We start from the raw sequence: 25,103 nt of genomic DNA, 5'->3' as shown, positions 1-25,103 counted from the left end.
TTTATTTTTCTCCAACCACCGGCTTTGACTGCACATGTACGTGCGACCAGTTTTCGCCGCGTTTGATTCGGTGTAATTGTATTTCGCTGATCCCAAATTGACGGGCTATAATCTTAAGTCTGGTCTTTCGTCGGGGATCAGAAATGCGTTTTTTTAGCAACATCACCTGGGTATCGGTAAGTTTGGCCCCTTCGCATGGTTTCCGGGCTTTCATCTTCTTTCGTCCTTCCAAAACCGACGGATTGCCCTGTTGATGATCAAACATATCCTTTTTATTGGCCCAGCACAAGTTTTCCACAAAGTTATTACATTTATTGTAGTCCAGGTGAATCACAAAAGTCTGATCATCCGAATCCTTGTGGATAAACTGTTCCGCAACCAGCTTATGCACATAAAAAGTTGTGGATCTGCCGAAAGGCCTGAGAGGCAGTGTTCGGTATCCTTTAAGCAAGCCCCCTTTTACAATGGTAGCATCGTTTTGATCATTGGCAGTATAACTGATGACACGTCCGTAATTAGATACGGCATAGCGCTTCCTCAATGCTCCTTTTTCAAAAGGAATCTCTTTCCATTCTTCGTTCCAATAAGAGTCAATCATAACATAAGGGTTTAGGGTGCCAACAGGCGGCCCAAAGCCTTGGTAAAAACAGTTGCCTGTTCCACCGTCAAAGACAGTGGAGGTAGCAATCGGATGATATTGGTTGAAGAAACCCCTGTGAAGATATGCTCTTCTTTCACAAGTTTTTTCCTCAAACCGGCAACTTCGGAGTCAAACTCAAGGCCGATCATCAGACCGCGTCCCCGAACCTCTTTAATACCATCCATTTCACCAAGCTCTGACAACAGAAACTCTCCTGTTTCAGCAGCATTTCTGATCAACGCCTCAGATTCCATCACCTCAAGCACGGCAAGTCCTGCCGCACAGGCGAGATAATTTCCTCCAAACGTGGCACCAAGCATTCCATGTCTGGCTTCAATGTCAGGGTTAATCAAAACACCACCAATGGGGAATCCATTGGCCATTCCTTTGGCTGTTGTTATTATATCCGGTTTAATATCTGCATATTGGAAGGCGAAAAACATTCCACTTCGCCCATAACCCGATTGAATCTCATCTAAAATAAGTTTACAATCGTACTTTTTGCACAGTAGCTCCAGTTCTTTAAGGAACGAATCTTTCGGTATCTGGACGCCTCCAATCCCCTGAATTCCTTCGATAATTACAGCACACACATCTCCGGACTTCAGCTCTTCCTCCACCAGTCCTGCCTCATTCAAAGGCAAAAAAGAGACATCCATTCCCTTATTAATATTGGCCTGAATTCTCACATTATCGGTCACACTCACAGCTGCAGAGGTACGACCATGAAAAGCCTTGTCAAAAGCAATAACCCTCTTCTTTCCGGTGGTAAAAGAGGCCAGTTTCAAAGCATTTTCATTAGCTTCTGCTCCGCTGTTACACAGAAAAAGGTTGTAATCGTTCAAGCCGGAAAGCTCTCCAAGTTTACGCGCAAACTCCTGCTGAAGGGGGTTGATGACAGAATTGGAATAAAACCCAATCTTCTCCAGCTGATCACTGATGCGCTTTACATAGTGTGGATGCGAATGCCCGATGGATATAACAGCATGTCCACCGTACAAATCCAAATACTCTGTACCCCGTTCATCGGTCACATAACATCCCTTTCCTGATATCGGAGTCACATCCATCAGCGGGTAAACATCGAAAAGTTCCATAAAAAATATCTCCTATAGTCCCTATTCGGGGGCAATATTTCAAAAACAGAAAAGATGGTTCGGAAATGTCGCTGCATTCACCTGAATGCAGCGACAAACGAATCTTTGGGTGTGGGATTGAAAAAAATGAACACCTAAATTTAAACCGTAAAAAACAACCCTTTACTATCTCAAAAAGCCACTGGCTTCAGTCGTAGTCCCTCCGATTCGTCCAAACCAAACATTAAATTCATATTCTGAACAGCCTGACCGGAAGCTCCCTTGGTCAGATTGTCTATGACACTCACTATATGAAGCTTGCTACCATGTTTTTTCACATGTAACAAACACTTATTGGTATTAACCACCTGTTTGATATCCACCGGATTTGCCGAAATGGTCACAAAAGGATGGTCGTTGTAAAAATCTTTGTAAATATCCACAGCCTGCTCCTCGTTCAATTCAGATTCGAGGTAAACAGATGCCAGAATGCCGCGGGAAAAATTCCCTCTTACAGGAACGAAATTGAAAGGCTTGTCAAAACCGGGCATCATTTCACGCATGGTTTCGTTCATTTCGTTCAGATGCTGATGACCAAAAGCTTTATAGACCGAAACATTTCCGTTTCGCCAGCTAAAATGGGTGGTCCCTGAAGGAGCCTGCCCAGCACCCGTGGATCCGGTAATTGCATGCACATGTATTTCGTCCAGCAAGTGAGCACCTGCAAGTGGCAACAGAGCCATCTGTATAGAGGTAGCAAAGCAGCCGGGGTTGGCCAGAAACTGACAGGACTTAATCTTTTCGCGGTTCACTTCAGGCAAACCATATACAAAATCATTCTCTGCACGATTCAATCGGAAATCATTACTCAGGTCAATAACCTTCAGATGAGGAGGCAGGTGATGTTCCTGCATGAAAGTCACCGATTTTCCGTGCCCCATGCAAAGAAAAATCACCTCCACTGTTTCAAAATCCATCTTATCCGAGAAAATAAGATCGGTATCTCCCAACAGATCGGAGTGCACATCACTCAGAGACTTCCCTGAATTGCTGGTACTATGAATCCACTCAATCTCAGCACCAGGATGTCCCAATAAAATACGCACCAGTTCCCCTGCAGTATATCCGGCTCCTCCAACTATTCCAACTTTTATCATGTTCAATAATTTCTCAATAAATCAATCTCAGAAATTTCAGATCACACTCCGGTTTCCACATCAAAACCGTTTACCTTATTGAATATCTTCAGGTAATTACCCATAAGTTTGGTAAACCCTTTCACATCATCGGCATTCCACTCCTTATTCATTTCACCATAATCACCGAATCCGCTGTTCATCAGATCATGTTTCGAGCGGATTCCCACCAGTTCGAACCGATAAGGATGTAACTTCAGAATAACTTCTCCTGACACATTGGCCTGAGAATGCTCCAGAAAAGTCTCGATATCTCTCATGACAGGCTCAAGATACTGTGCCTCATGCAACAACATTCCGTACCAGTTGCCCAGTTGCTCTTTCCAGTAAAGCTGCCACTTAGTCAGCGTATGCTTCTCAAGCAGGTGATGCGCCTTAATAATCATCAGCGGACCTGCAGCTTCGAATCCGACACGCCCTTTGATTCCAATTATGGTATCGCCCACATGGGTGTCACGACCAATGGCAAAAGCATTCCCCAGGGCTTCCACTTTTCGGATTGCCTCCACAGGATTGGCATATTTCTCACCATTTACAGCGGTCAGTTCTCCCTTTTCAAAGGTCAAAACCATCTCCTCGGGTTTCTCTTTTTGCAGTTGACTCGGATAGGCTTCTTCCGGCAGGTTTTGATCGGTAGTCAGCGTTTCTTTACCACCAACACTGGTTCCCCAAAGACCTTTATTGATAGAATAAGTCATTTTGGTCCAGTCTTTTTTAACCCCGCGTTTTTTGAGATACTCAATCTCATCTTCCCTTGACAGCGTCAAATCCCTGGTGGGAGTAAGGATCTCAATTTCCGGGGCAAGAATCTGAAAAGTCAGGTCGAAACGGATCTGATCATTTCCCGCGCCCGTACTACCATGAGCAATGTATTGAGCACCAATTTTCCGGGCATAATCGACAATCGCCATCGCCTGGAAAATACGCTCGGAGGAAACCGAAAGCGGATATGTATTGTTCTTCAGCACATTGCCATACACCATATACCTGATGCAGTTTCGATAATACAAATCTGTAACATCAAGATTCACATGGTCTTCCACACCCAGTTCCCGGGCGCCATCTTCAATTCCGCGGAGTTCTTCATCAGAGAATCCGCCGGTGTTTCCTATTGCCGAATAAACTTCCAGCCCCTTTTCTTCTTTCAGGTATTTCACACAAAAAGAGGTGTCCAGGCCACCACTAAAGGCAAGTACTACTTTTTTACTCATGTCTGTCGATTATATTGTTTCAGGCAAACAATGCTGAAAAAAAGCTTTTCAACACATTGTTCTTCCCATCTTTATTACTCTTTTTACGGTTGCCTCCAAGGAAGACAAATTTCTTAAACCTCAACCATCTTTCGTAAACCCCAAGCTTTCGCGGGGGAATGGGATCCGGTTTTGCATCACGGGCAGGGTCAAACAACATACCGGTACAAAGGCAGTGTTTGCGATTGGTACGAAGCAGAATGTCGTAATTTACACAACTCTGGCATCCTTTCCAGAACTCATTATCATCTGTTAGCTCGGAGAAAGTTACCGGTTTATATCCCAGCTCGGAATTTATTTTCATCACAGCCAGGCCCGTTGTCAAACCAAAAATCTTCGCAGTTGGATAACGCTTTCTGGAAAGTTCAAAGGCTTTCCTTTTAATATTTTTAGCCAGCCCCTGCCCTCTGAATTCATCAACAACAATCAACCCCGAGTTGGCCACAAACTTATCATGGCCCCAGGATTCGATGTAGCAGAAGCCGGCAAATTCATCTCCGCTCAGGGCGATGATCGCCTTACCCTCTACAATTTTATTCTTTATATAGTCCGGATTTCTTTTGGCAATACCTGTTCCTCTGACCTTTGCTGCATCAGCAATTGTCTGAAGAATTGTATCCACATAAGCCAGATGCTCCTCTGAAGCAATCTGTATATTGATATTATTTCCCTTTTGTGCCATCAAAATAACTTCAACCTGTTCTACACCAGTTTCTTTTTCAACCCGGGCATAAACAACGACAAAGCGTTGATTACATCGGGACGAGAAACTCCTTCCTTACTGATCAACAAAATGGTATCATCTCCGGCAATGGTGCCCAGCACCTCATAAGGTCCGTGACTATCTATGACAGAAGCGATGCTATTGGCAAATCCGGGCCGGGTTTTGATAACGGCCATATTCCCCGAAAACTCAATGGACTCCAGACCACTGACGGGAAACACATCCGCTCCGTCCCCATCCTCTTTATCATCATTATCCTCAGGCAAAACGTAGGCATAACCACCTTCAATATCGGGACGCTTGGCTACCTTCAACGCTTTCAGATCACGTGAAAGCGTTGCCTGTGTAGTCGAGAATCCCTCCTGCTCAAGCAAATTCAGCAACTCTTCCTGACTCCCTACTTTGTTGTCAGAAATCAATTGTCGAATAACATTTAGTCTTTGTGTTTTTATTTTCATATCAGAAAAAAGAAAGTTGCCCCTTTTGCTATAAAATGCGGCAAAAAGAAACAAGCAGCCCGTTTTAAAATTTCAAGAATAATTATTCAAATCAATATGCAAATTTATTCATTTTAAGTAAAAACCAAAAATTTATGCGTATTTTTTTCCATTTTTATTAAAAACAACCAAACACTCCTAAAACCATTAGAACGGCAAGAAAAGGACAATATCAAACCATTTACCACAAAATAGATCCATTACATATATTCATAAAATATACAAAATTAACCTCACTACGCATTGAGGTTAATAGAGAATAATGTACCTTTGCATCCCGGATAACAGGTTTACCTACAAGCACAAAAACAATCAACCAATGAAGAAGGACATCAAAAAAGCACTCATCCTGGGTTCGGGAGCCCTGAAGATAGGCGAAGCAGGAGAATTTGACTACTCCGGCTCACAAGCACTGAAAGCTCTTCAGGAAGAGGGGATCGAGACAATCCTCATCAATCCCAATATTGCCACGGTTCAGACATCAGAGAAAGTTGCCGACAAGATCTATTTTCTGCCGGTGACTTCTTATTTTGTGGAACAGGTAATAAAAAAAGAGCAACCCGAAGGCATTCTACTGGCTTTTGGAGGACAGACAGCCCTGAACTGTGGAATTCAGCTTTTCGAACAGGGCATTTTGGAGAAATACAATCTGGAAGTTCTCGGAACCCCCATTCAATCCATCATCAACACAGAAGACCGGGAGATTTTTGCCGGCAAACTGGGTGAAATTGATGTCAAAACCCCCAAAAGCGTCGCAGTAACATCGGTACAGGATGCAGTAAAAGCGGCGGATAAAATGGGATACCCCATTATCATAAGGGCTGCTTATACGCTGGGAGGTATGGGAAGCGGTTTCTGCTCCAACGAAAAAGAGCTCATTCAGCGTGCTGACAATGCCTTCTCCTACTCCAAGCAAATATTGGTGGAAGAATCTCTAAAAGGCTGGAAAGAGGTGGAATACGAGGTGGTGCGCGACAGTTACGACAACTGTATCACTGTCTGTAACATGGAGAATTTCGACCCCCTTGGAATTCACACCGGTGAAAGTATTGTAGTAGCTCCCTCTCAGACTCTCAGCAATTCGGAATATCACAAGTTACGCGAACTTGCCATAAAAATAATACGCCATATCGGAGTTGTAGGTGAATGTAATGTTCAATATGCATTGGATCCCTACTCCGAAGATTACAGAGTAATTGAAGTAAATGCCCGTTTATCCAGATCCAGCGCCCTGGCCTCCAAAGCAACCGGTTATCCGCTGGCCTTTGTTGCGGCCAAACTGGGACTTGGATACGGCCTTTTTGAACTTAAAAACTCGGTAACCAAGACTTCTCCTGCCTTTTTTGAGCCGGCATTGGACTATATCGTCTGTAAAATCCCCAGATGGGACCTCAACAAGTTCTCCGGGGTCTCCAAACAAATTGGCTCCAGCATGAAAAGTGTGGGAGAAATCATGGCCATCGGACGTACATTCGAGGAAGCCATTCAAAAAGGGCTTCGGATGGTTGGCCAGGGCATGCACGGATTTGTAGCCAACCAGCTTCTGAAGGACATTGTGCTGGAGACAGAACTTGCCGAACCAACAGATCAACGGATCTTTGCCATTTCGGAATCGCTGCAAAACGGATCCACCGTGGAAGAAATTCATAACCTCACCAAGATTGACAAATGGTTTCTGGAGAAACTGAAAAACATCAGTGACCTGAAAATTCAGCTGGCCAAATACAATTCGTTGGAGTCTCTTCCGGATGAATTACTGTTGAAAGCCAAACAAATGGGTTATTCGGATTTCCAGATTGCCCGAATCGTCATCAATCCTGACGATATTGCAATGGAAGAGAGCCTGTTAAAGGTGAGAGCATACCGAAAAGAGCGAAACATATTACCGGTAGTAAAACAGATAGATACCATGGCAGGAGAATTTCCCGCTCAAATCAACTATCTGTACCTAACCTACAACGGAGAATACAACGACATAGAATTTGAGAAAGACGGAAGATCTGTTGTTGTACTGGGCTCCGGAGCTTACAGAATTGGCTCAAGTGTAGAATTCGACTGGTGCAGTGTCAATGCCATCGATACCATCAACAAACAGAAGTATCGGTCGGTGATGATCAACTACAACCCCGAAACGGTAAGCACAGATTACGACGTTTGCGACCGCCTGTTCTTTGATGAGCTCACACTGGAGAGAGTGCTCGACATCACTGATCTTGAGTCTCCCAAAGGAGTCATTGTTTCGGTTGGGGGCCAGATTCCCAACAACCTGGCCATGCGTTTGCATGAAAACAAAGTTCCTATACTGGGAACCTCTCCGGAAGATATCGACAGAGCGGAGAACCGCCAGAAGTTTTCGTCCCTTTTGGATACCCTGAAGATTGATCAGCCCCGCTGGAGTGAGCTGACCTCTACTGAGGATATTTACAAGTTTATTGAAGAGGTGGGTTACCCGGTTTTGGTACGCCCGTCCTATGTTCTGTCCGGTGCCGCAATGAATGTAGTATCAAACGAGGAAGAACTGGACCACTTTCTGGAACTGGCCGTAAATGTATCAAAACAATACCCGGTAGTGGTTTCCGAATTCATCGAACAAGCCAAAGAAATTGAAATTGATGCAGTGGCTAAGAATGGTGAAATGATTGCCTATGCCATTTCTGAGCACATTGAATTTGCGGGAGTCCACTCAGGAGATGCTACCATTGTGTTTCCGCCCCAAAAACTCTATATCGAGACCATCAGACGGGTAAAACGAATAGCACGACAAATTGCCAAAGCACTGAATATCTCAGGCCCGTTTAACATGCAGTTGCTGGCCAAAGACAACGACATCAAAGTAATTGAGTGTAACCTGCGGGCTTCACGGAGTTTCCCGTTTGTTTCAAAAGTGCTGAAGGTAAACCTCATCGACATTGCCACCCGTGTAATGCTTGACCTGCCGGTGGAAAGACCAAGCAAGAGCATTTTTGAGCTGGATTATGTGGGAATTAAAGCCCCGCAATTCTCATTCTCAAGATTGCTCAATGCCGACCCGGTACTGGGTGTGGACATGGCCTCAACCGGCGAGGTTGGGTGCATTGGTGACAACTATTACGATGCCGTATTACAATCAATGCTGGCCGTTGGATACACACTTCCGGAAAAGAACATTCTGATCTCCTCCGGTCCGCTTAGAAGTAAAGTTGAGATGCTGCAGAGTGCCAAGATGCTCGTGGAAAAAGGGTACAATATTTATGCAACAGCCGGAACGCACAAGTTCTTTGAAGAGAACGGCATCAAAAGCACTATGCTGCACTGGCCCGACGAACCTGACAAGCAACCCAACACCCTGGATTACATCAGGGAGAAAAAGATTGACCTGGTAGTGAACATCCCCAAAAACCTAAGTAAGGGAGAGTTGCGCAACGGATATAAAATTCGTCGGAATGCGATAGACTTTAACATTCCTCTCATTACAAATGCCCGCCTGGCAAGCGCATTTATCTATGCCTTTTGCAAGATGGATATCAGTGATATTTCTATAAAGAGCTGGAATGAATATCGTTAATTAATTTCTGTCCATAAAGTCCCGTTTACTGCGTTACGCCATTAGCGGAAATTGCTCATTTACTCAAGTAAACTCCGCATTTCCGCTAATGGCAAGCCTTGTAAACGGAACCTTCTGAACAGAAACAGCGAACTTGAGAAACTTTACTTAGCTTATAGACAGTCACTAATTAGTCTCTGTCCATAAAGTACCACTTTCTGACCAGACATTTGGCTAATAATTAACTTTGCTCTGTTTATAAACGAACACTAATCAAGATATCATACAAAAAAAAACGGGATTCGAATTTTTCGAATCCCGTTTTTTTGTTTGATAGGTTCTGATTATTCAGCGGCAGGAAACCAGCCGTCAACCATCTCCTTGTTGTTTTGGTAAAACTGCTTAGCCCCTTCCAGCGGATCGGTAGCGTTCTCTACAGCATCAACCAGTTCATAAAGCTTGGCTTCTTCCAGCTTAAAGTTTCCAAAGAAAGTCCCAAGCTTTGGGAAATCAGTGGTAAAACCTTTACGTGCAAGAATCTGCACCTCATCAGTAGGATAAACTCCTTTTGGATCCTCGAGGTATTTAATATCGAAACGAGCCCACTTAAAGTGAGGTTTCCATCCGGTAATTGCAATCCACTCTTTGCTTTGGATAGCACCTTCCAGAGCAGCAATCATTGCAGTACCTGAAGAAGTTACCTGCTTGAAATTCAGTCCGTACTCATCAATAGCTTTAAGGGTATTCTTGTGAACACCTGCTCCACTACCAATGCCAATAATCTCACCATCGAACTTGTCCACATTGTCATTCATCTCCTCAATAGAGTTGATGGTAACATAAGAAGGAACAACCAATCCGGTGGTACCATTACCAAAAGCAGTTCCGATGTGATCTATCTGATCGCCAAAACGCTCCCAATATTCGGCATGTGTGTATGGCAACCATGCATCCAGAAACACATCAGCATCACCTTTTGACAAAGAAGCATAAATAGGACCCGGTTCAATGGGCTTAATCTCTACATCATATCCGTTTTGATCCAGAAATGCTTTTGCCAGATGGGTCATAGCAATTCCCTCAGACCAGTTTGGATATGGAATAAAAACTTCTTTCTTCTGATCTTTTTTTCCTGCACAGGAAGCTACAGCTAAAAGAATGGCTGCAACAACTGTCAGATTTAGAATTTTTGCAATTTTGTTTTTCATAATCATAATCGATTTTAAGGTTCGAATGTCGAAAATTATCAACAATCCTATAGACTGCGCAATGTAATGCACAGAATATATTACATATTTTATTTTTTACCAAGACCTCCAAGGGCCTGTGTCACACGGTCAAGAATAATGGCCAGGATAACAATTCCGAGACCGGCTTCAAAACCAAGACCTACTTTTGCCTGAAGGATTCCGGAGTAAACCCGCTCTCCAAGGCCTGCAGCTCCTACCATTGATGCAATTACCACCATGGACAATGCAAGCATAATTACCTGGTTGACACCGGCGAGAATGGTTGGCATAGCCAGAGGAATCTGCACTTTGAAAAGCAACTGTCTTTTGGTACTTCCAAATGATTGCGCTGCTTCAACAACCTCCTCAGGCACCCCGCGGATTCCAAGACTGGTAAGACGTACCGCCGGAGGCAGTGAAAACACTACAGTGGCCACAACACCAGGAACATTACCAACCGAGAAAAACAGAATAGCCGGAATCAGGTAAACAAAGGCCGGCATGGTCTGCATAAAGTCCAACACGGGACGAATCACCTGATCTGCTTTTGAATTTCTGGCAGCCCATATTCCCAATGGAATACCGGTCAACAACGCCAGAAAGGCGGAAGCAAGCACCAATGCCAACGTTTGCATGGTCTCTTCCCAATAATCCATCCATAGCAACAGAAACAGACCGATAACTGTAAAAATGGCCAGTCCAAAAGCTTTTTTAAAGCCTTTTTTGGTCAGGGCAGGTTTTACACCGCCCGCCTGAACATAATAAGCGATCAGGGCCATCAATATCATAATCAGCCAGGAGGGAGCAGAGAGCAAAGCATTCTGCAATCCATCCACAATTCCTTCAATCACCAGCGCAATACCATCCAAAACAGGTCCGGCATGCTGAGTAATGGAATCAATGGCACTCTCGATGTATTTTCCAATATCTAATTTTTCCATAACTATAGGCCTCCGCTGTTTTTAATTTCAATAATCTCTTCACGATCACGTCCGGTAACTTCGGCAATCACTGAGGAATGAACTGCCACTCCCAGCAATTTACCATCGTCGTCCACCACCGGAAGTGGTAATTGCTTATCAATAAACAGCGGCAACAAATCGGCCGCAGGTGTATCTGGTGCAACCTTAGGCATGACATCCTTAATCAGGATTTTGTTCAAATCCCGGTCGTCCTTTTTCTTCAGTTCCACCACATCATTGTCACGTACAAAGCCCAGAAAAACATTCTCACGGTCAACAACCGGAAGGCGGTTCACACCCATTTCGCGCATACGACGAAGTGCCAGTGACGGCCCATCTTTTTCCAAGATGAGTTTTCCGGTGTTTTTAAACATCAGGCTTGATGCGGTAACAATCATGCTTCGGTCAACATTCTCAACAAATGCCCGAACATAATCGTCTGCCGGATTCACCAAAATTTCTTCCGGAGTACCAATCTGAACAATCTCGCCATCTTTAAGAATGGCAATACGGTCACCCAGTTTAAGCGCCTCATCCAGGTCGTGCGTAATAAACACGATGGTCTTTTTGAGTTTTCGCTGAAGCTCAATCAGCTCATCCTGCATATTGGTGCGAATCAGCGGATCGAGTGCACTAAAAGCCTCGTCCATCAGCAAAACTTCGGGATTGGTTGTAAGGGCACGAGCCAGGCCGACACGCTGCTGCATACCTCCACTCAGCTCACCGGTCATCATGTCCTCATAGCCATCCAGCCCCACGGTTTTTATCATTTCGCGGGCTTTCTCATAACTTTCAGCTTCAGAAATCCCCTGAATCTCAAGGCCAAAAGCTGTATTGGCCAATACGGTACGGTGGGGCAGAAGTCCGAAATGCTGGAAAACCATTGACAATTCGGTACGTCGCAACCTGCGAAGTTGCTCATCGTTCATTTTCAGAACATCCTCCCCATTCACCAGAATAGAGCCGGAAGTTGGTTCGTTCAAGCGGTTAAAACAGCGGATAAGTGAGGACTTTCCGCTACCGGAAAGTCCCATCACTACGAATATCTCACCTTGCTCAATTGAAAAATTGGCATTTTTAACCGCCACTGTACATTTGGTTTTCTCAAGCACTTTGTCTTTGCTTACCCCCTTTTTTACCAGTTCGAGCGCCTGCTTATGCTTGGAACCAAATATAAGGTACAGGTCTTTAACTTCAATTTTGCTCATTCGCTTAGGATTATATTTTTAGAAATAGTAACCAATGTTGATGTTGAAGCGACGATCCCAGCCACTTTGATCTTTTCCTTTAGCTAAACCATTCGTCCACTGGTCTCCTACCCAGGCATTGTTTTTACCAAAGGCCCAGTCAACATAGGTATAAATGCTTCCGGCAGTAACCAAAAATCCGGGTACAAAATGCTCACTGTTATGAAAACCCTCTTCAGCTTTTGTGATTACAGAATAATCAATATACGGTTGAATATTTGAGATCGGGCCCCACTCTACAGGAATAGAATAAGCCAGACCTGCTACCCAGATATCGGCTTTTGCAGCAACGTTATAGTTAGAACCATAAGCTCCCATTTGAACAGCAGCCAAATCATTTCCGGCATTATCCTTTGCTCCATAATCATAAGAAATGTACTCTCCTTTAAAGTTAAAGCCATTTCCAAAATTACCCACTACGTGAGCCGCAAAAGCATTTGAAGCCACTGATTCATCAAGAACACTATTGTAATTACTTCCAAATTGTCCTGAAAGTCCAATCTCCCAATCATCTGACAAATTGTATGCAGCGCGAATGTTAAACTGCCTTGTCTCCTTAATGGCAGCCCCTGTTCCTGGAATCTCTTTCCCTTCATCATCTACACTGGGGGCAATAGATGTAATATCATATGAGTAACGAGAAGCATTAGGATCTAAACCTGCACTAACACCACCGTTTGGCTCCGGCTGATGAAAATAAGCAAAGTTCAGCGTAAGATTCTCAATACCGGTATAATCAAACTTAATACCCATATCATAATCGTCTTCCAGACCTACATAATAAGGAATCTGGAACCACCATGAGTGAGAAGCAAATTTAGTGATTCCAAAAGGCACCTGGGTAACCCCCAATTTCATGTAAAGATCTTCGTTGAAGCCATACCCCAACCATCCGTGATGCAAGAAATGCGAATTCCCTGAAGTTGGATAAAAACGATACTCAAAACTGAGATCAACTCCGGCAGTACGGGCATCCACATTCAAGCGCCAGGTATCCCAGGTGAACTGGGGATCAGTTTTATCGTCATTCCAACTCTTATCATGAATATTGTAACGAACTGCCCCTCCAAACTTCACATAATCTTCCTGAGCTTCCTGGGCTTGCAACGCCCCATGGGTTAGAAGTCCTCCTACGGCAAAAATCGTAAATAATAATTTCTTCATAATTTTCAATCGTTTAAATTTTTAGATTAAACTCTTTTCTAATTATTAATAAAAACAGGCTTTGTTACCTGTGTAAAAAATTAAACTTTATCTGTCTCCCACCATTATTGAGTAACAGCAACACTTTAAAGCAATCCGGGAATTTCTTCCCAAATACCAAAAGCCTTTTAAATTAACCATTTAAATTCACAATAGTCAAGTTTTATTTTTGGGAAAGGGCAAAACAAATCTGTTTTGACAAACAATTATTTATCAAAACCAATAATTCTGTTTTATTCATTTTAAAACATGATTATTTCTATACCAACAAAACTTAAAGGGACTATATAAACAGAAACGGTATATAAAAACAGCTGCAAATATACAGGTTTATCCATACATCTCCAAATAGTTTCTATAGAACCTGTTTTTGTTCCTGACTCAATAACCATACAAAGAGTGGGTTTACCCCTGATAAGACGTGACAGATTCCTGTCCGCCACTATAGACTGACCAGTGGTTCAGTGCCAGGCATCATACTGTTAAGTGTATAAAAAATTCCGAAGCCATCAAAAAAAGAAAAAAGAGACCACAAAGAGTGTATAATTCACTGAACTTGCTATTTTTGAACTTCCAAACAAACGCACAAACCAACCCCGATGAGAACAAAAACATCCCAACAAAGGAACGAGTCACTCCCGGGACGCATCAGTTTATATCTCCGGAGCCACCAGGACATTCTGCTCATAGGCGCAGGAATCATATACCTGTTGCTCAGTTTCCTGACCTTTAACCTGAGAATCAGCGAAGGAGGTGACGACAGTGCCTATATCATCCGCGCACTCCGCCTCATAGAAGAAGGTCGGTTCCCAAAGTTTCAGGGCCCTGTGTATCCCACGGTTCTTTCGCTGCTGGTAGGCCTCACCGGACTTAATATTGTTGCACTCAAAATATCGTCCTGGCTTTTCCTGACCTTCTCACTACTACTACTTTTGAAGTCCTATTCAAAGGAAGTATCGCTCATCACTATAACCGCCACGGGCTTTTTACTGATAGTCAACCATCACTTTCTCTATTTTGGCAGCCAGACCTATTCCGAAGCCTTTTTCATGTGCCTGCAAGCCGGCTTTTTATTTTTTCTGTTCCACACCATAGAATGGCAAAAACAACACCGCATAAAAATCACACAAGCTGCAGTTCTCGCTTTTCTGCTTGTTACTTTGTACTTAACCCGAACGGTAGCCTTGGTAGCCACTCCGGCCCTGATCATCTACTTTATTACCCGGAAACAATGGCGTGGATTGTTCTTCACAACCCTTTTCGTAACGATCTTTCTATCGGCCTATTTCCTGATGTTAAACACATTCACCAACATCGAACCAACAGGAAACGACCAACTCACCTCACTGTTGCAGAAACATCCCTACGAAAAGAGTCAGGGCATGGAAACTCTTTCGGGATTTTTTATCAGGTTTTGGGAAAATTCAAAAATCTATTTGTCAAAACATTTCTTCATCCTCACCGGATTTAAACCGGCCATGTCACTTTCAAAACCGGCACTTCCGGCCATTATATTGTATCTGCTCTTCATTTGGGGAGTCATCCGTTTTTATAAAGCAGGCCGCCATTTCCTGTTTTTTACCGGAATCTACGTGGCCTTCACAGTAGGACTTACTTTTTTTGCACTTCAGCCGCTTTGGGACCAGGTTCGGTTAATCATCCCCTTCTTCCCCCTGATTCTTATTTTAATTATAGAAAACATCATCAGTCTGGTAAGGCAAAATAATCAAAAATGGATTCAAAAAATCTCACTCCTGGTGATAGGAATCTCGATCATCCTGACCGGGGTTCAGACCATTAAGCAAACTGATTTCTCCTCGGTTTTTAAAAATATTAAAGGAGAAAAACTTTACGGTTATACCCCCGACTGGCAGAACTACCTAAAAATGTCGAAGTATGTTGCCAGGGAATTGCCTGAAGAAAGCTATGTCGCCTGCAGAAAGCCAAACATGGCCCGTCTTTATTCCGGAGGTAAAAAATTCTACGGAATTTATTCATTCAACTCTGACAATCCGGACACTTTACTGATGAGCCTGTATGAACGAAAAGTTTCACACATCATGGTTGCTTCGCTAAGAAAAAATCCCAGAAGCAATACCGGCCAGGTAATCAATACGATTCACCGATACATGTCTTTTATTGCCAAAAAATATCCAAACTCCTTCATCCTCAGAAAACAGATTGGAGAAGAAGAAAAAGCATGGCTTTTTGAAATAGACTATACCCGGTTTCTTGAAAACAACCCTGAACTAAAACATTCAGCAGAAACAAAATGAATCAAATACTCAACTATTACAATAAAGCAGCAAAAACATGGCCGGCCTACCGGAAAAAGAAATCTTATTACTGGGATAGCATTACCCGTTTTTGCAATTATTTTATTCCCAAACAGCACAACATACTGGAAATAGGCTGTGCAACAGGAGAACTACTGAGCAAGCTGGAGGCACAAGATAAAACCGGCATTGATTTCAGCCCTGAAATGATCAAAATAGCCCGGGAGCGGAATCCGGACATCCGGTTTCACACCATGGCTGCTGAAGAGATTACACTAAATGCAAAATACGATACGATCGTTCTTTCCAATCTGGTCGGAGTTTTGCCTGATGTGGAGAAAGCATTTCATGAACTGACCAAAATAAGTCACCCGGGTACCCGCATCATTGTAACCTACTACAATCGGCTGTGGGAACCGGTTCTGCGACTGGCCGAGACTCTTGGACTAAAACGGAAAACCCCACTTCAGAACTGGCTGTCCACCAATGACCTGAAAAACCTCCTCTACCTTTCGGGTTTCGAGACCTACAGGGTAAATAAAAATATGCTGATTCCTTTTTACATACCCCTCATATCCTGGTTTTTCAACAGAATAGTCTCACGCCTTCCCATAATCAGGCATTTGTCGCTCAACAATTTCCTTTTTGCCCGACCTTTTCCAAACAAAAAACCTGGTCCAAATACATTATCCACCAGTGTTGTAATTCCTGCCCGCAACGAAGCCGGCAATATAGAGGCTGCCATACAACGCATTCCCCAATTCGGAGGAAAAGTCGAAATCATCTTTGTAGAAGGCAATTCAACAGACAATACCTGGGAGATCATTCAGGAAGTACAAAGGAAATATGCTGAAACACATGAGATAAAAATACTGCAACAACCCGGCAAAGGAAAAGGAGATGCCGTAAGAGCCGGTTTCAAAGAGGCATCCGGAGATGTGCTCATGATTCTGGATGCCGATCTCACCGTGCCACCCGAAGACCTGCCCCGATTCTTTAATGCCCTGACATTCAGAAAAGGAGATTTCATCAACGGGGTGCGACTGGTTTATCCCATGGAAAAAAATGCCATGCGTCCGTTAAACACCGTAGGCAATTATTTTTTCAGCATGCTTTTCTCGTGGCTTCTGGAACAACCGGTAAAAGACACGCTCTGCGGAACAAAAGTCATGTACCGTTCAGACTACCTCAAGCTATCCGCCAACCGCCCTTTCTTTGGGGAATTTGACCCTTTTGGAGATTTTGACCTGCTGTTTGGCGCCTACAAATTAAATTTAAAGATCATCGACCTTCCCATTCGATACCAGGAACGAAAATACGGAGACACCAACATCAGTCGTTTCTCCCACGGATTAATACTCCTGAAAATGGCCGCCTTTGCGGCAGCAAAGATCAAATTCTGGTAATCAGAGCACTAACGAAACACAAAATTAAACAATACGCGGGAATTGGTGGTCTGACTTATTTTTAGGATTTTTACACTCTAATCCTCTCAGGAAGCAGGTGATTTTTAATTTTGTCAGAAAAAACAGGAAACATGCAAAAAACAGCACTTTTTCCCGGGTCGTTCGATCCTTTCACCGTTGGCCATGAAAACATTGTGCGACGCGCCTTATCACTATTCGATAAAGTTTATATCGCCATAGGATTCAATGCCAACAAGAAAGATTTCTTTCCCGTAAAACAAAGAGTTGAATGGATTGAATCGGTTTTTCAGGATATCCCGGCCATCGAAGTGGTAACTTACGACGGGTTAACAGTCGATTTTGCTAAGGAATTGGGCTGTGGCTTCATACTCAGAGGTATTCGAACCTCTGCCGATTTTGAATATGAACGTGCCATTGCGCAGGTCAACAAATCCATGTCGGGCATCGACACCGTATTTCTACTGACATCGCCCGAACACACACCGGTAAACTCTTCCATTGTAAGAGACATTCTCAAACACGGCGGAGATGCATCCAAGTTCATTCCCGAAAAAATAAAAATTCAGGTAGCCCGGGTGAGCCGTGAACAATAACCAAACTGGCATGATTCATGCTTTAATATCCGGAAAACAGCTAATGATTCTGCAGAAAAAACTCACATTACTCATAGGTCTTTTGCTTTGTTTACTCCCACTTGGGGAGGCTGTTGCACAAACAAAGACAACAAGTATCTCGGGGCATGCTCCGGAATACAGAAATATGGGTCTGGTTTTTCAGCGTTATCAAAACTTCCTGAATTTTGAGACAGAGGAATTATTCTCTTTGCAGGTAGATTCCACAGGACATTTCTCTTTTTCCATTGATTTACCCGAAACAACCTATGCATTTGCAGATTTAGGAAGTTACCGCGGATTTATTTATCTCCGGCCCGGTCAACATTACGAGCTCAAATTGCCCCCCTTCAGGCCCGTACCGCAACCTCAACGGCTGAATCCGTTTTATACTCCTGAAGCCATTTCGTTGGGAATTGTGAACCAGGACAGTAATGATTTGAATGCCCGGATACGAAACTTCGACGATGCCTTCTATTACGAATTAGATACCCGGGCCATCAAGTTAATGGCTTCCAGAAACAAATCGGCAGTCGCAGCGATTATAGACACCCTTGAAACCCGATTCCCGGACAATTCAGATACCTATTTCAAAAACCATAAAAGGTACAGGTATGCCAGACTGGAAATGCTTACATCACGCAATCCGGAGAAAGACATCATTCAGAAATACTTTGCCGGTCAACCGGTGCCGTTTAATCTGCCGGCATATTGGGAAACATTCAGGGATGTTTTTAGAGGATTTGCCCGTAAAACCCTGAACAAAGACTTTACCGCTCCGCTAACATTTTCAAAAACAGTTTCACTGATAAGGACAGACAGCATTTTTCAAAAAAAGGACATTTCTGAATTATTGGCCTTCTGGACCATCTACCAAAGCTATCACGAGAAACTATTGTCACAGCAAAGAGCCCTTCAATTAATAAGCGAGGCATCTGACAGCTCCTCGGTCAGGGAGATAAAAGAGCTTGCACATGTAATTCACAGGAAGCTCTCTGCCTTGCAGCCCGGTTCAGTGGCTCCAGCCTTTACGCTGATGGATTTTGACCGGGAAGAACACAGCCTGAAGGATTTCCAGGGCAAATTTGTCTATCTCAACTTCATGCATACAGAAAACTACACCTGTCGCCAGGAGTTAAGATTACTGCCACGACTTCATGAAACATTTAACAGAGATCTGGAGATTATCACTGTTCTGACCGATGACAACTACGAGAAAGCGCAAAGCTTTGTGGAGAGCAGCGACTACCCCTGGACTTTTCTCCATTTTGGGATGAATGCCAACATTTTAAGCAAGTATAATATCAAAGCCGTTCCGCAATATTTCCTCATCAATCCCGAAGGAACATTGGTTCTTTCTCCGGCTCCGGCTCCGGGCGAAAACTTTCATGATCATTTCATCAAACAATACCGCCAGTATCAACAGGAACAACAGCGGAAAAACCCGGAAAAAAGAGAATCCATTTTTGGCCCGTAAAACAGGAGGGTTTCTTTCAATTTCGATTAACAAAGCACCTTTTGGGCTCTTCTTTTTGATGAATGCACTGATTCTATTTGTAAAAACAGTCCATACAGCACTAAATAATTGCGTTTTACACCAACTTTTTTATTAGGTTTGTAAAGAAGTGTATTTTTTACTTAAAACGCATTTGAATTTAGGGTTTCAACAAGATGGACAAACTTAAAATACTTATTGCATCATTCATTTTTTTAAGCCTTTCACCCGGCGCCTATTCTCAAACCGAAATAGATGCAAGAATCATCAGTGGAAACATTGATGTTTGCGACAACGAATCAGCCACAATAGAACTGGCCATTCAATTTACCGGAGTGACACCGTTTAAGTACAAAATACGGCTTTCTCCAAACGCAATCACCACTTCTGAAGATTATGTTTACACTACGGACATAGATGAGAACAACATTTTATACCTTACCAAAACTATCTCTCTATCCATTCCTGAAGGTCAGGCCAGCGAATCCTTTCAAATCCAGGTCACCGAAATGTCAAAAGATGACATTACCTGGACGGATACAACCGATCCGGGCGTAACCTTCACCAACTGGAAACTTCCGGTTCCCGGTGCAGGAGACGATATTGATTCCTGTGGACTCACCGCGGTACTGAGTGGAGTACCCGATCCGATTTCTTCTGATTACTATTGGGAAACTCCGGCACAGGGAACCCTTTCGGATCCTGCTGCCACCAACAGCCATTACAGTCTTTCATCACCGGGAACATATTCGCTTACCTTCACACAAAATAACGGAGCCTGTATGGCACAGGACGAAGTGCAGGTAATTTTCAGAGGATCGCCATCTGCATCCATTTCCACCAGCTCGGAAGTTTGTGGCACAGCACCACAAGAAGCTACACTCCAGCTTTCGTTCACGGGAGAAGAGAATCCGTCAGCCTCAACACCATGGTCTTTTGCAGTTACTGATGATGAAAGCCAAACAATAGAAGGTACCGCAACAACTGTGGAACACAACGAGCAGGTGAGTGTTCAGGGTGAAACCACCTACTCGTTGCTATGGGTAAAAGACTACAACGGTTGCCTCGCCAAACCGGAAGATATCGCAGGAACAGCCACCATCGAGAACCTGAAGCCGACAACCAATGCAGGAGACGATTTTCTTGCCTGCGGTCTTTCTTCAGAGTTGGCTGCCATCAGCGACAAAGGCACCGGCACCTGGACATCTGAACATCCGGAAGTCTCCTTATCAGCAATAAATGACCCAAACAGTGGGGTTAATGTTACCGAACAAGGAACATACACGCTCACCTGGACAGAAAACAACAATGGCTGCGAAAACTCGGATCAGGTCGAAATCCAATTCAAAGAGCTTCCCTCCATCTCCTTTGAAGAGGAAAATGCACACATTTGCCAGGGTGACGAAGTCAGTTTCGCATTCACAATAACCGGGAACAATGGCCCCTGGACGCTTAATTATAGTTTGGACGAAGAACCACAAACCATCGATTATCAGGATGCCTCGTTCTCTTTCTCCGCATCTCCCAATCAATCCACCACCATCCAAATGACTTCGCTTACCGACCAGTTTGGATGTGAGACAATTCTGACTTCAGAGCTTTCTGTTTTGGTGGATCAGATGCCTGCGCCCAATGCGGGTAACGACAAGGCTGTCTGTGGAAAGGAAGTGCAATTGGAAGCCCAAATGTCGCCCGTGGCACAGTTTGGCGAATGGCAAGTTCCGACAGGTGACATTCTGAATAATGAAACCAGTGAGCCCAAGGCAACTTATCAAAGTACCGACTTTGGCTCCGTGACGCTAACATGGCTCGAAACCAACGGACTCTGTACAGCAACCGATGAAGTAACCATCAGGTTTGATGAAGAACCCGATGCCTATGCCGGTGAAGATATAACCCTTTACAATCAATACGAAACCATTCTCCATGCAGGACAACCGGTATCATCCACCGATGAGTGGACCGGTGAATGGTATATTTCATCCGGCCCCGGAAGCATTGCCAATCCGGGAGCGAAAGATGCCACCATCTCAGGATTGAAACACGGAGAGGTGGAAATCCTATGGACGGTAACCAACGGAGCCTGCCCTCCGGCATCGGACGCCATTGCCATTACCGTCAAAGGGCTTACCTACCACACCGGGATTTCTCCCAACGGCGACGGGGTAAACGATTCGTTTTATATTAAAGGCGCACACACGATTCCCCGAAACGAATTGTTGATATTCGACCAAAGTGGGAAAGTAGTATTTCAACAAAATGACCTGGAAGAGGGCAATCTTTGGGACGGGCGAGACAGCGATGGGAATCCACTCGAAAACGGAATATACTATTTCATCTTCAGAGGAGACGGCATCGATCCGGTAAAAGATTATATAGTCATCAAACGCAATTAAAACTAAACCCCTGACAAATGAGAACAAAGGGCCTCATTCTATCCATTTTTCTTCTTTTGACCATATCTGTGTCGGCACAAAAAGCCATGACACTGAGTCAATATATGCACAACAGGTTTGCCATCAACAGTGCCTTTGCAGGCTCACGGGAAGTTCTGAGTGTTTTCGGCTCGTTCCGCAAACAGTGGGCAGGGCTGCCACAGTCGCCACAAGCTCAGTATTTCACGGCTCACACGCCAATGAAAAACCCCAACATGGCACTTGGGTTGCAGGTTTTTAACGAACAATTCACGATTAAAAACAACATGGGATTTTCCCTGGCTTATACATACAGAGTAAGGGTTAATCCATATACCTGGATGGCCTTTAGCCTTTCGGGTGGTTTTTCCAGCTACCAAATCAACTGGAATGAGATAAGCCTTGAGGATGACAGTGATCCTGCTTTTGCCGGCAATGACGCATCCAACGGGCCACAGGCAGGGTTTGGCTGGAGCATCTACAACAATCGCTTCTTTGGAGGCATCTCCATCCCCGAATTTTTTTCTCACGATTTTGAGAAGATGGATGGAACAGCCCTGGATATTCAAAAAGCTGATATTCTTGTCACCGGTGGTTACCTGTTCGATGTATCATCCAGCCTGATGCTTCAACCCTCCTTTCTGTTAAAGGCAAACCAGGAGACGGGCAGTTGGGCAGATCTCTCGGCATCTGTCATTTATGACAAAATGATTTGGGGAGGCGTTACTTACCGCACCCGTGAAGAGTTGATTTTCCATACCGGCTGGCAGATCCTCCCGCAACTGCGTATGGCCTATTCGTTTGATTACTCTTTGGGAGATATTGGTGATTTCAACAATGGAAGCCATGAAATCTCCATTCAATATGATTTTGGCTATAAAATAAACACACCCAGTCCCAAGTTCTTCTAAACCCCTGAGTTATGACTCCAAAGAAGATATTATCTGCATTTCTGATTGTTACCTCTTTTGCCATATCCGGAAAAACCGCTGCACAGGATATAGAAGTGCGGCCTGTAAAAATCAATACCATTAATAACAGCGAACTGGCTCCGGTTATTGAGGATTCCGTTTTGTATTTCATTTCCAACAGACGCACCAACCTGCTGGTCACCTATTTGAACCAGGATGACGAATTGCTCTTCCGTGTTTTCAAAGCTCCGCTGAAAGCAGACAGCACCATTGGCCATGCAACACTCTTTGCTCCCCCCGATCAACCAAGGTACAATGCCGGCTCTCTCACTTTTTCCTCCAATGGAAATAAGATGATTGCCACCCACAATAAAAGTAACAGAAACACCACCCGCAAAAACAGAGATCGAAACAATCCGCTGGCCCTTTACTCAGCAGAAAAAAAAGGTAACGGGTGGTACGATTACCAAAGGTTACATACAGACCTACCCCCGGGAAGTTCATTTGCACAACCCTCCCTCTCCCCGGATGGCAACTATCTCTTCTTCGTGTCTGACATGGAAAGCGACGATGGCTCCACAAATATTTTCATCTCGGAGAAACGAGGAGATGGTTGGGGAATCCCCATTAAGTTAGGTTCACATATTAACACTTCCGGAAAAGAACTCTTCCCGTTCATCCATCGCTCAGGAAAACTCTATTTCACCTCCAACGGTCATGAGGGGCCCGGAGGATACAATATTTATTACATCGACTGGCAAAACAAAAATGCCAGCCCCGTTTTGATGCCTTCCCCCATCAACACCATCGCCAATGATTTCTCGTGTTACATCAGCGACGATGAGAAATGGGGATACTTTGCTTCTGACAGAAACGGAGATGATGATATTTTCCGTTTTTCCATGCCGCAGATGACCTGTAACAATCCTCAGGAGGTGGTAGAAGACAATTATTGCTTCACTTTTTTTGAAAACGGCCCTTTCAAATCGGATACTTTACCCTATATTTATAGATGGGATTTCGGCGATGGAACACAGGCCAAAGGCCTTGAAGCAGACCATTGCTTCCCCGGCCCCGGAAATTACCACATCAACCTCAGCGTTGTTGACACCCTGCTCAACGAGGAGCTCTTTTCGGTGGCGTCATATGACCTGAAGCTGGAGAAGACCCCTCAGATTTGGTTCGAAATTCCTGATACCATTCAAACCAACCAACCCATCAATCTTAATGCCGAGCCCCATGAAATGGGCAATCTGACTTCCGACCCGGTTTTTTGGTGGAACTTTGGGGACGGGGAAACAAGAATTGGCAGGAATATTGATTATCAATACAAACAAACCGGAAATTACCGGATAATCTGTTCCACCACGCTGGCAGACGGCAGTACGGTTTGCTTTTTCAGAAACATTACAGTTATTGATTCACAAGAAGACTAAGAACCATGAGCACTAAAAAGTTCCTTTTTTATATCCTTTTTTCATTTTTCATCCTTTCCACCTCATCTTTTGCACAACCCGTACCGGCATTGGATGAAAACATTCCCCATCTGGTCACATTCGGAGGAGACGGGGAGACAGGATGGGGTGATGATGACTTTGTTCAAATCATCTTTTTCTCCATCCCTGAAACATTTGACGCACCGGTCTTTATCCGGGTTTATGATCCGGACACCGGAGGTGAAATTGATGAACAGAAAGGGGAATGGGATACGATGATGCGTTATTCTGTTTACGGAGGTGACGGAGCCGCATCAGAAGAGGATGCACGAAGGTCAAATCTTGAAGGAAACTATCTTAGCGGAAACCTGCTGGCAACCCGCTCATTTACAGAAAACCCGCGATACGACAATAACTGGTACACTTTTGGCCCTTTTAATCCCACCGAAGGAGAATTGCTCCCCGAATACGGCGGATACATTTTCAAGCTGGTCATTGAAGGTGCCAAGGGCGACGATGGCAACCTGTACAAGCTCTTTCTGACAACCGAAGGAAAGGAGAACCGGCCGGTGGAAGGCGCGTTTGCTTTCTATTTCAAATACAAATTCAGGCTGCACAATGATGTGAATGAAGTTTCACACATATATCCATACATGACATCTGAAGTTATCGCCATTAAGCAAAGTAATTTCGACTGGGACAACGACGGTTTCATCAGAATTATCAGTCCCACAAAAAACGGGGAAATTGTACGTGCATCGGGCGATGACAACTGGACTGACAGCAGGCATGCAATAAGCGAAGGTGACCACAACAGCTCACTGGATATTCAAATGATAAAGAAAAAATCAAACCTTGTTAAAGACAACAACGTAGTTATATTTTTGGAAAACCAATATGGAGAACTGATGCCATTCTACAGTATCCCCATTGGAGGAATTCCGGAATACAAATACAGCATAGGAATAAAACCAAAAAAATAGCAA

General features: G+C 44.0%; 19 protein-coding genes. 9 read left to right on the top strand and 10 right to left on the bottom strand.

Annotation, left to right across the window (positions count from 1 at the left end; translation table 11 throughout):
* Position 1: 1 nt before the first annotated feature.
* The 6 genes from BY457_RS00465 to BY457_RS00440 all read right to left on the bottom strand — a co-directional run bounded on the left by BY457_RS00465 (position 2) and on the right by BY457_RS00440 (position 5,344).
* Positions 2–598, bottom strand: coding sequence for an NUMOD4 domain-containing protein (locus BY457_RS00465; protein ID WP_106151378.1), 597 nt, complete (start codon positions 596–598; stop codon positions 2–4).
* Positions 599–609: 11 nt separating this feature from the next.
* On the bottom strand, positions 610–1,737 hold the full coding sequence (locus tag BY457_RS00460; protein WP_106151377.1) for an aspartate aminotransferase family protein: 1,128 nt from the start codon (positions 1,735–1,737) through the stop codon (positions 610–612).
* 170 nt (positions 1,738–1,907) lie between these two features.
* Positions 1,908–2,873: an N-acetyl-gamma-glutamyl-phosphate reductase gene (gene argC, locus BY457_RS00455; protein ID WP_106151376.1), complete on the bottom strand. Its 966-nt coding sequence runs from the start codon at positions 2,871–2,873 to the stop codon at positions 1,908–1,910.
* A gap of 41 nt (positions 2,874–2,914) precedes the next feature.
* Positions 2,915–4,123, bottom strand: coding sequence for an argininosuccinate synthase (locus tag BY457_RS00450; protein WP_106151375.1), 1,209 nt, complete (start codon positions 4,121–4,123; stop codon positions 2,915–2,917).
* A gap of 19 nt (positions 4,124–4,142) precedes the next feature.
* Positions 4,143–4,844 (bottom strand): GNAT family N-acetyltransferase, encoded by a 702-nt coding sequence (locus BY457_RS00445; RefSeq protein WP_106151374.1) that lies wholly within the window; start codon positions 4,842–4,844, stop codon positions 4,143–4,145.
* Positions 4,845–4,864: 20 nt separating this feature from the next.
* A complete protein-coding gene (locus tag BY457_RS00440) occupies positions 4,865–5,344 on the bottom strand; it encodes an arginine repressor (RefSeq protein ID WP_106151617.1) in 480 nt (159 codons plus the stop codon).
* A gap of 358 nt (positions 5,345–5,702) precedes the next feature.
* Between BY457_RS00440 and carB the strand changes: the two genes are divergently transcribed.
* Positions 5,703–8,927, top strand: coding sequence for a carbamoyl-phosphate synthase (glutamine-hydrolyzing) large subunit (gene carB, locus BY457_RS00435; RefSeq protein ID WP_106151373.1), 3,225 nt, complete (start codon positions 5,703–5,705; stop codon positions 8,925–8,927).
* A 323-nt stretch (positions 8,928–9,250) separates the two neighbouring features.
* Here carB and BY457_RS00430 read toward each other — a convergent pair whose 3' ends face one another.
* The 4 genes from BY457_RS00430 to BY457_RS00415 form a co-directional block, all read right to left on the bottom strand.
* Positions 9,251–10,114, bottom strand: coding sequence for a glycine betaine ABC transporter substrate-binding protein (locus BY457_RS00430; protein WP_258176474.1), 864 nt, complete (start codon positions 10,112–10,114; stop codon positions 9,251–9,253).
* A gap of 89 nt (positions 10,115–10,203) precedes the next feature.
* Positions 10,204–11,076, bottom strand: a complete 873-nt coding sequence (locus tag BY457_RS00425) for an ABC transporter permease (protein WP_106151371.1) — start codon at positions 11,074–11,076, stop codon at positions 10,204–10,206.
* 2 nt (positions 11,077–11,078) lie between these two features.
* Positions 11,079–12,305 (bottom strand): quaternary amine ABC transporter ATP-binding protein, encoded by a 1,227-nt coding sequence (locus BY457_RS00420; RefSeq protein ID WP_106151370.1) that lies wholly within the window; start codon positions 12,303–12,305, stop codon positions 11,079–11,081.
* 18 nt (positions 12,306–12,323) lie between these two features.
* Positions 12,324–13,508, bottom strand: a complete 1,185-nt coding sequence (locus BY457_RS00415) for a hypothetical protein (RefSeq protein WP_106151369.1) — start codon at positions 13,506–13,508, stop codon at positions 12,324–12,326.
* Between the two features lie 638 nt (positions 13,509–14,146).
* Here BY457_RS00415 and BY457_RS00410 point away from each other — a divergent pair.
* The 8 genes from BY457_RS00410 (at position 14,147) to BY457_RS00375 (ending at position 25,100) form a co-directional block, all read left to right on the top strand.
* A complete protein-coding gene (locus BY457_RS00410; protein ID WP_106151368.1) occupies positions 14,147–15,823 on the top strand; it encodes a hypothetical protein in 1,677 nt (558 codons plus the stop codon).
* Positions 15,820–17,229, top strand: coding sequence for a glycosyltransferase (locus tag BY457_RS00405; protein ID WP_106151367.1), 1,410 nt, complete (start codon positions 15,820–15,822; stop codon positions 17,227–17,229). Before BY457_RS00410 ends, BY457_RS00405 begins: the two co-directional genes overlap by 4 nt.
* 131 nt (positions 17,230–17,360) lie before the next feature.
* Positions 17,361–17,843 (top strand): pantetheine-phosphate adenylyltransferase, encoded by a 483-nt coding sequence (gene coaD, locus BY457_RS00400; RefSeq protein WP_106151366.1) that lies wholly within the window; start codon positions 17,361–17,363, stop codon positions 17,841–17,843.
* A 10-nt stretch (positions 17,844–17,853) separates the two neighbouring features.
* On the top strand, positions 17,854–19,338 hold the full coding sequence (locus BY457_RS00395; protein WP_258176473.1) for a TlpA family protein disulfide reductase: 1,485 nt from the start codon (positions 17,854–17,856) through the stop codon (positions 19,336–19,338).
* A 194-nt stretch (positions 19,339–19,532) separates the two neighbouring features.
* Complete coding sequence (locus BY457_RS00390; protein WP_106151365.1) at positions 19,533–21,752, top strand: gliding motility-associated C-terminal domain-containing protein; 2,220 nt, start codon at positions 19,533–19,535, stop codon at positions 21,750–21,752.
* A 17-nt stretch (positions 21,753–21,769) separates the two neighbouring features.
* Complete coding sequence (locus BY457_RS00385; protein ID WP_106151364.1) at positions 21,770–22,681, top strand: PorP/SprF family type IX secretion system membrane protein; 912 nt, start codon at positions 21,770–21,772, stop codon at positions 22,679–22,681.
* Positions 22,682–22,692: 11 nt separating this feature from the next.
* On the top strand, positions 22,693–24,117 hold the full coding sequence (locus BY457_RS00380; RefSeq protein ID WP_106151363.1) for a PKD domain-containing protein: 1,425 nt from the start codon (positions 22,693–22,695) through the stop codon (positions 24,115–24,117).
* Positions 24,118–24,122: 5 nt separating this feature from the next.
* Positions 24,123–25,100, top strand: a complete 978-nt coding sequence (locus BY457_RS00375) for a hypothetical protein (RefSeq protein WP_106151362.1) — start codon at positions 24,123–24,125, stop codon at positions 25,098–25,100.
* Positions 25,101–25,103 lie beyond the last annotated feature (3 nt).

Origin of the sequence: Marinilabilia salmonicolor (assembly GCF_003003035.1) — a bacterium.
GTDB lineage: Bacteria > Bacteroidota > Bacteroidia > Bacteroidales > Marinilabiliaceae > Marinilabilia > Marinilabilia salmonicolor_A.
This window is presented reverse-complemented; position numbering and strand designations above follow the sequence as displayed.

What these genes read in the sequence shown, in the direction of transcription:
- BY457_RS00465 (WP_106151378.1), bottom strand. Translation starts at nt 598, where the DNA reads ATGATTGACTCTTATTGGAACGAAGAATGGAAAGAGATTCCTTTTGAA.
- BY457_RS00460 (WP_106151377.1), bottom strand. Translation starts at nt 1,737, where the DNA reads ATGGAACTTTTCGATGTTTACCCGCTGATGGATGTGACTCCGATATCA.
- argC (WP_106151376.1), bottom strand. Translation starts at nt 2,873, where the DNA reads ATGATAAAAGTTGGAATAGTTGGAGGAGCCGGATATACTGCAGGGGAA.
- BY457_RS00450 (WP_106151375.1), bottom strand. Translation starts at nt 4,123, where the DNA reads ATGAGTAAAAAAGTAGTACTTGCCTTTAGTGGTGGCCTGGACACCTCT.
- BY457_RS00445 (WP_106151374.1), bottom strand. Translation starts at nt 4,844, where the DNA reads ATGGCACAAAAGGGAAATAATATCAATATACAGATTGCTTCAGAGGAG.
- BY457_RS00440 (WP_106151617.1), bottom strand. Translation starts at nt 5,344, where the DNA reads ATGAAAATAAAAACACAAAGACTAAATGTTATTCGACAATTGATTTCT.
- carB (WP_106151373.1), top strand. Translation starts at nt 5,703, where the DNA reads ATGAAGAAGGACATCAAAAAAGCACTCATCCTGGGTTCGGGAGCCCTG.
- BY457_RS00430 (WP_258176474.1), bottom strand. Translation starts at nt 10,114, where the DNA reads ATGAAAAACAAAATTGCAAAAATTCTAAATCTGACAGTTGTTGCAGCC.
- BY457_RS00425 (WP_106151371.1), bottom strand. Translation starts at nt 11,076, where the DNA reads ATGGAAAAATTAGATATTGGAAAATACATCGAGAGTGCCATTGATTCC.
- BY457_RS00420 (WP_106151370.1), bottom strand. Translation starts at nt 12,305, where the DNA reads ATGAGCAAAATTGAAGTTAAAGACCTGTACCTTATATTTGGTTCCAAG.
- BY457_RS00415 (WP_106151369.1), bottom strand. Translation starts at nt 13,508, where the DNA reads ATGAAGAAATTATTATTTACGATTTTTGCCGTAGGAGGACTTCTAACC.
- BY457_RS00410 (WP_106151368.1), top strand. Translation starts at nt 14,147, where the DNA reads ATGAGAACAAAAACATCCCAACAAAGGAACGAGTCACTCCCGGGACGC.
- BY457_RS00405 (WP_106151367.1), top strand. Translation starts at nt 15,820, where the DNA reads ATGAATCAAATACTCAACTATTACAATAAAGCAGCAAAAACATGGCCG.
- coaD (WP_106151366.1), top strand. Translation starts at nt 17,361, where the DNA reads ATGCAAAAAACAGCACTTTTTCCCGGGTCGTTCGATCCTTTCACCGTT.
- BY457_RS00395 (WP_258176473.1), top strand. Translation starts at nt 17,854, where the DNA reads ATGATTCATGCTTTAATATCCGGAAAACAGCTAATGATTCTGCAGAAA.
- BY457_RS00390 (WP_106151365.1), top strand. Translation starts at nt 19,533, where the DNA reads ATGGACAAACTTAAAATACTTATTGCATCATTCATTTTTTTAAGCCTT.
- BY457_RS00385 (WP_106151364.1), top strand. Translation starts at nt 21,770, where the DNA reads ATGAGAACAAAGGGCCTCATTCTATCCATTTTTCTTCTTTTGACCATA.
- BY457_RS00380 (WP_106151363.1), top strand. Translation starts at nt 22,693, where the DNA reads ATGACTCCAAAGAAGATATTATCTGCATTTCTGATTGTTACCTCTTTT.
- BY457_RS00375 (WP_106151362.1), top strand. Translation starts at nt 24,123, where the DNA reads ATGAGCACTAAAAAGTTCCTTTTTTATATCCTTTTTTCATTTTTCATC.